Consider the following 277-nt stretch of genomic DNA (forward strand, 5'->3'; position numbering starts at 1 on the left):
CTCCTGTCATGCGGGTATTCATCTTTCAGCCGCTTCAAGATTCCAGTTTTTATAGATTTTGCTCGCTCCATCGCTACCTCAGGATTATTCCGATCAAATCCAACCAGCTTACGCAGCGCCATACAGCCGAACGTGACGCCATCGGCAGGGGGAGCAAGACGGAGCATATCCAGAATGGTTTGACGTACAGAGGTGACCAGGACGCCCTCGACATCTTCCACTTCAGGAGCCACGATCCATTCGTGTCTGATGATCTGAGCTGCAGGTAAGTGGGTAT

General features: G+C 51.6%; 1 protein-coding gene. It reads right to left on the minus strand.

All coding sequences use genetic code 11. The features are described from left to right. Positions 1 to 233 (minus strand): hypothetical protein (locus QP381_RS09015; protein ID WP_285068667.1); only part of this gene is annotated, 233 nt, incomplete at its 3' end. Positions 234 to 277 lie beyond the last annotated feature (44 nt).

It is taken from the genome of Pauljensenia sp. UMB6358 (assembly GCF_030216865.1).
Classification (GTDB): Bacteria; Actinomycetota; Actinomycetes; order Actinomycetales; family Actinomycetaceae; genus Pauljensenia; species Pauljensenia turicensis_A.